The sequence below is a fragment of the Cellulomonas sp. P4_B5_2 genome, from assembly GCF_056402235.1.
Map to the genome: position 1 here is coordinate 1 of NZ_JBFUHU010000151.1, position 8,755 is coordinate 8,755.

The 8,755-nt window shown below is 73.0% G+C and carries 10 protein-coding genes; 6 read left to right on the forward strand and 4 right to left on the reverse strand.

Annotated elements, in window-relative coordinates:
* Positions 1 to 60: 60 nt before the first annotated feature.
* Positions 61 to 708: a response regulator gene (locus AC1DUQ_RS12150; protein WP_477062540.1), complete on the reverse strand. Its 648-nt coding sequence runs from the start codon at positions 706 to 708 to the stop codon at positions 61 to 63.
* Positions 705 to 1,898, reverse strand: a complete 1,194-nt coding sequence (locus tag AC1DUQ_RS12155) for a sensor histidine kinase (protein ID WP_477073869.1) — start codon at positions 1,896 to 1,898, stop codon at positions 705 to 707. The genes AC1DUQ_RS12150 and AC1DUQ_RS12155 overlap by 4 nt, the downstream gene beginning before the upstream one ends.
* 149 nt (positions 1,899 to 2,047) lie before the next feature.
* On the opposite strand from AC1DUQ_RS12155, the gene AC1DUQ_RS12160 reads away from it, so the two are divergent.
* From AC1DUQ_RS12160 to AC1DUQ_RS12170, 3 genes are all read left to right on the forward strand, one after another.
* Positions 2,048 to 2,386 (forward strand): VOC family protein, encoded by a 339-nt coding sequence (locus AC1DUQ_RS12160; RefSeq protein WP_477062542.1) that lies wholly within the window; start codon positions 2,048 to 2,050, stop codon positions 2,384 to 2,386.
* Positions 2,387 to 2,448: 62 nt separating this feature from the next.
* Entirely contained in the window at positions 2,449 to 3,270 is an 822-nt protein-coding gene (locus AC1DUQ_RS12165) for an SDR family NAD(P)-dependent oxidoreductase (protein WP_477062543.1), read from the forward strand.
* 37 nt (positions 3,271 to 3,307) lie between these two features.
* Positions 3,308 to 4,360: an NAD(P)-dependent alcohol dehydrogenase gene (locus AC1DUQ_RS12170; RefSeq protein WP_477062544.1), complete on the forward strand. Its 1,053-nt coding sequence runs from the start codon at positions 3,308 to 3,310 to the stop codon at positions 4,358 to 4,360.
* Positions 4,361 to 4,508: 148 nt separating this feature from the next.
* On the opposite strand, the gene AC1DUQ_RS12175 is transcribed toward AC1DUQ_RS12170, so the two are convergent.
* The gene (locus AC1DUQ_RS12175; RefSeq protein WP_477062545.1) at positions 4,509 to 5,225 is read right to left on the reverse strand and encodes a TetR/AcrR family transcriptional regulator; all 717 of its coding nucleotides are present in this window, start codon (positions 5,223 to 5,225) and stop codon (positions 4,509 to 4,511) included.
* A gap of 108 nt (positions 5,226 to 5,333) precedes the next feature.
* Between AC1DUQ_RS12175 and AC1DUQ_RS12180 the strand changes: the two genes are divergently transcribed.
* From AC1DUQ_RS12180 to AC1DUQ_RS12190, 3 genes are all read left to right on the forward strand, one after another.
* Positions 5,334 to 6,065: a hypothetical protein gene (locus AC1DUQ_RS12180; protein ID WP_477062546.1), complete on the forward strand. Its 732-nt coding sequence runs from the start codon at positions 5,334 to 5,336 to the stop codon at positions 6,063 to 6,065.
* A 148-nt stretch (positions 6,066 to 6,213) separates the two neighbouring features.
* Positions 6,214 to 6,933, forward strand: a complete 720-nt coding sequence (locus AC1DUQ_RS12185) for a YqjF family protein (RefSeq protein ID WP_477062547.1) — start codon at positions 6,214 to 6,216, stop codon at positions 6,931 to 6,933.
* A 41-nt stretch (positions 6,934 to 6,974) separates the two neighbouring features.
* A complete protein-coding gene (locus AC1DUQ_RS12190) occupies positions 6,975 to 8,147 on the forward strand; it encodes a low temperature requirement protein A (protein WP_477062548.1) in 1,173 nt (390 codons plus the stop codon).
* Positions 8,148 to 8,198: 51 nt separating this feature from the next.
* On the opposite strand, the gene AC1DUQ_RS12195 is transcribed toward AC1DUQ_RS12190, so the two are convergent.
* The coding region (locus AC1DUQ_RS12195) for a PadR family transcriptional regulator (protein WP_477073870.1) at positions 8,199 to 8,755 on the reverse strand (557 nt) is incomplete at its 5' end.

Below are 8,755 nucleotides of genomic sequence, written 5' to 3' on the forward strand. Positions count from 1 at the left end.
CGGTCACGAGGAGCACTTCGACCTGCGGCCCGGTGCGGACGAGCCGCTGCAGCTCTGCTCCTAGACCCCGACCAGCCCCGACTCGTAGGCCGCGATCACCAGCTGCACACGGTCGCGGCAGCCGAGCTTGCGCAGGGCCTCCGAGACGTGGGACTTCACCGTGGGCTCGGCGATCCACAGCTCGGCGCCGATCTCCGCGTTCGACAGCCCACGAGCCACCGCGCGCAGGATCTCCAGCTCGCGGGGCGTCAGGTCCGCGATACCGACCACCGGCACGGGCGCCGGGACGCGCGCGGTGAAGTCCTCTACCAGCCTCCGCGTCACCGTCGGGCCCAGCAGCATCGACCCGTCCGCGACCATCCGCACCGCCTCCACCAGCCGCTCCGCCGTGACGTCCTTGAGCAGGAACCCGCTCGCACCGGCCCGCAGGGCGTCGTAGACGTACTCGTCCAGGTCGAAGGTGGTGAGGATCAGCACGCGGGTGGCCGGGTGCTCGGCCGTGATCCGGGCGGTCGCGGCGATCCCGTCCAGGTGCGGCATCCGCACGTCGACCACCGCGACGTCCGGCCGCTCGGCGGCCACGAGCGACAGCAGCTCGCGGCCGTCGTGGGCCGCGCCGACCACCTGCAGGTCGGGTGCCGCGCCGAGGATGGCGGCGAAGCCCAGCAGGACGACCGGTTGGTCGTCGGCGACGACGACGCGGGTCACCGGGGCACCGCAACCTCGAGCACGAACTCCTTGTCGATCACCACGGCCGTCATCGTGCCACCCAGCGCCTCGACGCGTTCGCGCATCCCGATCAGCCCGCGCCCCGGCTCCGCGTCGCGCCCGGCGGGGTTGGTCATCCGGAAGCCGACCGCACCGTCGGTCAGCGTCCGGCTCAGCCGCGCGGTCACCCCCGGTGCGTGCCGGCGGGCGTTGGTCAGCCCTTCCTGCACAGCCCGGTACAGGACGTAGCCGGCGGCGGGCGGGACGTCGCGCCACTCGCCGTCGAGGGCGACCGGCTGACCGGCCGCGACCGCGCTGGCCACCAGGTCGTCGACGTCGCAGGCGGTCGGCTGCGGGATGCGCTCGCCCTCGTCGGACGTGCGCTGCAGGACGACGAGCACCTGACGCAGCTCGGTGAGGGCCTCGCGGGCGTCGGTCGCGATGGCGGCCAGGACCTCGCGCGCGTCGTCGTTCAGGTCCGGGTGGATGAAGGGCGCCGACTCCGCCCGGACCGCGACGAGCGACACGTGGTGGGCGACGACGTCGTGCAGGTCGCGGGCGAGCCGGGCGCGCTCACCGGCGAGGGACTCCACCTGGAGGGCGTGGCGCTCGGTGAGGTGCGCATCCGCCTGGCGTCGCCGTGAGCGCTGGCTCGCACCGATGGCCGCCGCGACCCCGACGACCGCCAGCACCCAGAACGCGTACATCGCCAGGGCGGCCCACTCGAAGTCCGCCCCGGTCCCCGAGGTGACCGGCCCGATCGGTAGATACGCCGGCATCTCCGTGCCGCAGTACCAGGCGGCGACCAAGAGCGCGGCGGCCGTCGGCACCACGGCCCGCACGACGCCGTCCAGAGCGGCGAGCGCGGCCACCGCCAGGATTCCGAGCCACCACCCCCAGACGAAACCGCCGTTCCACGGCACCTGGATGAACGGCAGGACCGTGAGCACGGTCGCCCAGACCGGCCAGCGACGCGCGAGGGTCACGCCCACGACCACGCTCAGACTGCCGACCAGCGTGAACCGGTCGATGCCGCCGGGCGTGGACCACGACGACCCTCCGTCGAACGAGGTGTACGAGGTGACGTTCGGCGTGATGAGGATGAGCACCGCCACCACCGTCGCCACCGCGACGGACGGCACCCACTCCTGCCAGCTGGGCGGAGTCTCGGGGTGCCCGGCGGTCGTCATGGCGTCATCGTGGCCTGTCGGACAGCCGGGCCACCTCAGCCGCGCGGCGGAGATCGGAGTCGTCCTCGGGTCGACCGGCGCGCCGCCCCGACCTGGTACGTCAGTAGCGTGGGAGGGCCCGATCCCACCCAGACACAAGGAGCACGACGATGACCGAAGGCATCAAGACCGTGGTGGTCCCGGTGAGCGACCTGGCCACGGCGAAGGCGTTCTACACGCAGCTGCTCGGCGTCGAGCCCGCCCACGACGCCCCGTACTACGTGGGCTTCGAGGCCCCCGGAGTGCACTTCGGACTGAACCCGAACGGCGACGTGAGCGCCGGACCGGTCTACTACTGGCACGTGGCGGACCTCGCGGCCACCCGCGACGCGCTCGTGGCGGCGGGCGCCACGGTCGTCCAGGACGCGACGCCGGTCGGCGGCGGACGGACGATCGCCACGCTGACGGACCCCGACGGCCACACGGTGGGCCTCGCCGAGGACTCCTGAGCACACCGGGCACGGCGGGCGGAGGATGGAACGTCCGCCCCTCGCCGTCCCCGGAGGTCCTCATGCCCACTGTCCTGATCACCGGCACCTCGACCGGCATCGGCCTGGAGACCGCGCTCGCCGCCGCGGACGAGGGCTGGACGACCGTGGCGACGATGCGCGACCTGTCCAGGGCCGACGAGCTGCGGTCCCGCGGCGGCGGGTTCCCGCTCGACATCCGGCAGCTCGACGTGACCGACCACGACGCCGTCGACGCCGTCGTGGCGGGCGTCGTCGCCGATCACGGCACGCTCGACGCGGTGATCAACAACGCGGGCGCCGCATGGGTGGGCACCGCAGAGACCCTGAGCATGGACGCGTTCCGGTCCTGCATGGAGGTCAACTACTTCGGCGTCGTCGCCCTCACCCAGGCGTCGCTGCCGCACCTGCGCGCGTCCGGTGGGCGGCTGATCACGATCAGCTCGGTCGGYGGCGTCGTCGGCCAGCCGTTCAACGAGGCGTACTGCGCGGCGAAGTTCGCGGTCGAGGGGTTCCTGGAGAGCCTCGCGCCCGTCGCGGCCGCGCTCGGCGTGCCGGTCGTCATCGTCGAGCCCGGCGCGGTGGCCAGCGAGTTCGTCGCCAACGCGGGCATCGAGCCTCCCGCCGACGGTCCCTACAGAGCCCTCCTCGCGTCCTACCTGGAACGGACGGCAGGAGCGTTCGCGAACGCACAGTCCGCCGCCGACGTCGCGGCCATGCTCGTGGAGCTGCTGGTCGAGGAGGACCCGCCGGTCCGCGTCCAGACGAGCGCGGCCGCGCGGGCGTTCGCCGGGGTCAAGCTGGCCGACCTCGACGGTTCCGCGGTGCAGACGCTGACCCGCGGATGGATCGCCGCTGGAGCATGATGGGAGCAGCCACCCGTTCGTCGCCGAGGAGTCCCCTGTGCCCCTGACCGTGCCCGCCCTGCTCACCCCCTCCGCCGGCGCCCCCTTCGAGCGCGGCACGGTCGAGCGCAGGGAGCTGGGTCCGCACGACGTGCTCCTCGACATCGCCTACGCCGGCATCTGCCACTCCGACATCCACCAGGCACGCGAGGAGTGGGGCAAGGCGAGGTTCCCCATGGTCCCCGGCCACGAGATCGCGGGCATCGTCTCCGCCGTCGGGTCCGGCGTGACCAAGCACGCGGTGGGCGACCGCGGGGGCATCGGCTGCTTCGTCGACTCCTGCCGGGAGTGCGAGATGTGCCTGGCAGGCGAGGAGCAGTTCTGCCTGACGGGCAACGTCGGCACCTACAACTCCAAGGCCTACGACGGCACCCCCACCTACGGCGGGTACTCCACGCAGATCGTGGTCGACGAGAACTACCTGCTGCGGATCCCTTCCGGAATCGCGCTGGACGTCGCCGCGCCGCTGCTCTGTGCCGGCATCACTCTCTACTCACCGCTGAAGCACTGGGGTGCCGGGCCGGGCAAGAAGGTCGCGATCGTCGGCATGGGCGGCCTCGGGCACATGGGTGTGCAGCTGGCGCACGCGCTCGGCGCCGAGGTCACCGTGCTCAGCCAGTCGCTGTCCAAGCAGGCGGACGGGCTGTCCCTGGGCGCCGACCACTACTACGCGACGAGCGACAGCCAGACGTTCCGGGACCTGCGCCGGTCGTTCGACCTGATCATCAGCACGGTCGGCGCGGACATCGACGTCGACGCGTACCTGTCGCTGCTGCGGTTCGAGGGGTCACTGGTGTTCGTCGGGCTGCCGGAGAACAAGCAGTCGTTCCGGGTGTTCTCGCTCACGGGCGCTCGTCGGAACCTGTCCGGCTCCAACATCGGCGGCATCCGCGAGACCCAGGAGATGCTCGACTTCTGCGCCGAGCACGGGATCGGCTCGATCGTGGAGACCATCACCGCCGACGACGTCGACAAGGCCTACGACCGCGTGGTCAACAGCGACGTCCGGTACCGCTTCGTCATCGACACGTCCACGATCCCGGCCGGCTGAGCAGGTCGCTCGCCCGACGAGCTCGTCGGCAGCTGCCGATCTCGTCGGGAACTGCCGATCTCGTGCGCCGCGAGACAGTGGGTTCGGCGCGAGATCGTGGGGGCGAACCCCCGCGCTCGTGCCGAACCCACGATCTCGCGTGCCGGCGTCAGGCCCGCAGGCCCAGGGTTCCGACGACCTCGCTCAGCAGCACCTCGTAGTACGCGTCGGCCGGGCTGACCAGCGGGCGGAGCTGGCCGAAGACCTCCATGACCGTGAACCCGTGCACGCGGACGAACGCGTCGACCGCCAGCGCGATCGCGGGGGCGGGCAGCGGGTAGGACTGCCGCGCGGCCAGCGCATCGAACCCGGCGGCGGTGCCGTCGTCGAGGGTCGCCGCCCGCGCGGTCAGCACCTCCTCGTCGACGAGGCCGCGCTCGTGGGCGGTCGCGAAGAGCCCCATGATCCGGCCGCCCGGCCGGACGGCGACCGCCATCGTGCGGCCCGCGGGTGCGTGGTACCCGGGCACCGGGGCGCCGAACGCGAGGCCGAACTGCGCCGGGTGCGCCACCGACCAGGCCCGGTAGGCGCGCAGCCCGGCGGCGATGGCGGCGGCGATGTCGTCGGAGTCGTGGGCGAGCGCTGCGTCGACGGCGGCGTCGACTGCGTCGGCGTGCTCCGTGAACGCCTCGACCAGGAGCTCGGTGAGCAGGTCGTCCCGGCTGTCGACGTACCGGTAGAGCGCCGACACGGCGATGTCGAGGTCGCGCGCCACCGCGCGAAGAGTGACCCCCTCGACTCCGGCCTGCTCGAGGTGCGCGCGGGCGGAGCGGAGGATCGCGTCGGTCGTCTCCTGACGACGTCGCTCGCGCACGGTGGCAGCCATCCACGCAGCATAAACGAGAACACTGTTCTTGACTTCCGGTCGACTCGCGAGAACACTGTTCACACAAGAGAGAACAGTGTTCTCGTTTCGTCCCCTCAGGAGCCTCCCATGGTCAGTGACCGCCGCACCGCCGCCTTCTCCCTCATCGCCTCCGGCACCCTCGCCCTCGTCGCCAGCATCGGCCTGAGCGTGCGGTTCGGCTGGCCCGACATCCTCGACGCCCCCGCCGCCGAGGTCCTGCCCGCGTTCGCGGAGATCGCCGGGACCGTGCAGACGCTCTTCCTGCTGCAGATGGCCGGCAGCCTCGTCCTCATCCCCGGCGTCATCGCGCTGCACCTGCTGCTCGCCCGCAGCCGCGGCACCGACGCCGCACTCCTGACCGTCACCGCGTTCGGTGTCCTCGCACCCGTCATCCAGAGCCTCGGCTGGATCCGCTGGCCGCTCGTCGTGCCCGGCCTGGCCGAGCGCTTTCTCGACCCGACCGCCTCCGCCGCGACCACGGAGGCCACCGCCGCAACCTACGAGCTGATCAACGCCTACGCCGGCGGGGCGCTCGGTGAGAACCTCGGCTGGCTGCTGCAGGGGGTGTGGGCCGTCGGGCTCGGGATCCTCGCCTGGCGCGCGGCCGACGTCGCACCCGCCTGGCTGCGTCGGACGCTGGCGATCGTCGCCGGCGCGTGGGTGGTCACGCTGGTCCCCGCGGGCTGGGTGGCCTCCGACGCGCTGACCGCGATCGGCTCGTCGATCTACTCCGTCTGGTACCTGGCTCTGCTGGTCCTCGGCGTGGCGCTGCTGCGCTCTCCGTCCCGCACGGCCGCCCCCGTCGCCACGCCCGCCTGACCCGCCGACCACAGGCAGCAGCCGACCGCCCGCGCGCAGCCCAGCTCGGCAGTTCGGGCCGAACTCGGTGGTTGCAGCTGCCGAGCTCGGCTGCAACTGCCGAGCTCGGCCGCGGGGAACCGACCCGGCGCGCGTCTACGGTGGCCACGTGGATCCCATCCAGGCCGTCGCCCCGCCGCTGACCGGGCGGGTGATCCTGTCGCAGGACTGGTTGCGGGCGAGCTTCCTGCACTGGCGGGTGCCGTCCGACGTCGTCGCGCCGCTGCTGCCCCCAGGCACGCGTCCGGACGAGTGCGACGGCTCCTCGTGGGTGGGCCTCATCGCGTTCCAGATGGCGCGGTTCACGATCGTTCCCGGCCCGGCGCTGCCGTACATCGGCGACTTCCCCGAGATCAACGTCCGGCTCTACACGGTCGACGACGACGGCCGGCGCGGGGTGCTGTTCCGGTCGCTCGAGGCGTCGCGCGTGGTGACCGTGCTCGGCGCGCGGACGGTGATGAACGTGCCGTACCAGTGGGCGCGGATGTCCATCCGGCGCGACGGCGACGCGATCGACTACCGGTCGACCCGCCTGACCGGCACGCGACCGTCGTCGCACCTCGTGGTCCGGCCGTCGTCGGAGCCTGTCACCGACGACCCGCTGGCCGACTTCCTCACCGCGCGCTGGGGCATGCACACCGTGCTGCGGGGAAGGACGCGGTTCGTGCCCAACGAGCACGAGCCGTGGCCGCTGCGGCGGGCGTCGGTGGTGTCGCTGGACGACGAGCTGGTCGCCGCCGGCGGGCTGCCGGGCGTCACCGACCGCGCGCCGGACTCGGTGCTCTACTCGCCGGGGGTGCACGCCCGGTTCGCGATGCCACTCGCCTGAACCCCTCGCACGCGGGGCTCGGAGTCCGGCAGGGTAGGCCCGTGATCCGACGCCTCGGCCTGCGGACCTCCGACGAGGGGCACCGCGTCACGACGTTCGAGCTCTTCTTCGACCTGGTGTACGTCTTCGCGTTCACGCAGGTCAGTCACTTGATGGCCGAGACCCACTCTGGGCTCGGCGTGCTCCAGGCGCTGATCGTGCTCGGTCTGCTCTGGTGGACGTGGACGTCCTACAGCTGGCTCGCCAACCAGTCTCCCGCGGACCAGGGCGTCCTCCGCGTGGGGATGGCGGTCGCGATGGCCGCGATCTTCGTCGCCACCCTGGCCGTCCCCGAGTCGTTCGAGGACCTGCCCGGCGGGCTGGACGGGCCGCTCGTGCTCGTCGTCGCGTACGCCGTCGTCCGGGTGGTGCACGCCTCGTTGTACCTGGTCGCGGGCGCAGGCGACCGGGCGCTGCAGCGGCAGGTGGTGCTGACACAGTTCGTCGCGATGCTGCCGTCGATCGTCCTGCTGGTGGTCGGCGCGCTCGTCGGTCAGCCCGCGCAGACCTGGATCTGGCTCGGCGCCCTGGTCTGGGACGTGGGGCTGACGCTCCTGACGGGCTGGGGCGGCGACTGGCGGCTGCACTCCCCGGCGCACTGGGCCGAGCGGTACGGCCTGGTCGTCATCCTGGCCCTGGGCGAGTCGGTCGTCGCGATCGGCGTAGGCGCCTCGCGCCTGCCGATCGGCGCACCAGTGATCGCCGGCGCCGCCCTGTGCATCGCGCTCGCGCTCGTCCTGTGGTGGGTCTACTTCCTACGGTCCGCCGACGGCCCCGAGCACGCCCTCGCGCGGCTCGACGGGGTCCCCCGGGCCGAGTACGCGACGCTCGCGTACACCTACCTGCACTACGTGCTGATCGCGGGGGTGGTCGTCGCGGCCCTCGGGGTCGAGGAGGCGATGGCGGACGTGGGGTCGTCCGAGGCGTTCGGCGCGTTCGGGGCAGCGGCGCTCGCCGGTGGCGTCGCCACGTACCTCGTCGGAACCGCCGTGTTCCTGCGCTCCGCCGGGTCGGGCTGGCCGGTCGCCCGGCTGGTCGGCGCAGCGCTCACCCTCGCGCTGGTCCCGGTGCTCGCGGCCGTCCCCGCGCTCGGCGCGCTGGCCGCCGTGACCGTCGTCGGGTTCGGGTGGGCGGCCGCGGAGCTCCGGACGCCGGTCGTTGCACTGTCGTCGTGACGCGACGAGGCACCCCCGCCATCGCGGGGGTGCCTCGTCGGGATGCGGAGGTCAGTCCTCCGGGGTGGGCGCGGGCGACGCCTCGCCGGCCAGGATCAGGTACAGGTCCCGGCGCGCGCGGTCGAGGACCTCGAGCGCCTTCGTCGCCTGCTCGTCCGTGCCGGTGCGGGCGACCTGGTGGGCCGCCGCGCCGAGCGCCTCGAGCGCACCGCGCAGCGCGCGCCCCGGAGAGGCGGGCCGGTTCGCGGCGTCCTCCCAGGGGCTGCCGAGCTGCTCGGCGTTCTCGGTGACGTAGGTGCCGCCCGCCTCGGTGAGCGTGGCCATCTTGCGGCCGGACTCGGCGGTGATCGCCACCAGGCCCTCGTCCTCGAGCAGGTTGAGCGCCGGGTAGATGGCACCGGGGCTGGGCCGCCACGTGCCGCCCGACCGCTCGCCGATCTGCTGGATCAGCTGGTAGCCGTGCATGGGCTCCTCGGCGAGGAGCAGCAGGATCGCGGCGCGGATGTCACCGCGGCCGGCGCGACGGCCGGGGCCGCGGCCACCGGGACCGCCGAAGCCGCGCGGCCCGCCCGGGCCGAAGCCAGGGCCGAAGCCGCGGCCGTGGTGCT

What these genes read in the sequence shown, in the direction of transcription:
- AC1DUQ_RS12155 (WP_477073869.1), bottom strand. Translation starts at nt 1,898, where the DNA reads ATGACGACCGCCGGGCACCCCGAGACTCCGCCCAGCTGGCAGGAGTGG.
- AC1DUQ_RS12160 (WP_477062542.1), top strand. Translation starts at nt 2,048, where the DNA reads ATGACCGAAGGCATCAAGACCGTGGTGGTCCCGGTGAGCGACCTGGCC.
- AC1DUQ_RS12175 (WP_477062545.1), bottom strand. Translation starts at nt 5,225, where the DNA reads ATGGCTGCCACCGTGCGCGAGCGACGTCGTCAGGAGACGACCGACGCG.
- AC1DUQ_RS12180 (WP_477062546.1), top strand. Translation starts at nt 5,334, where the DNA reads ATGGTCAGTGACCGCCGCACCGCCGCCTTCTCCCTCATCGCCTCCGGC.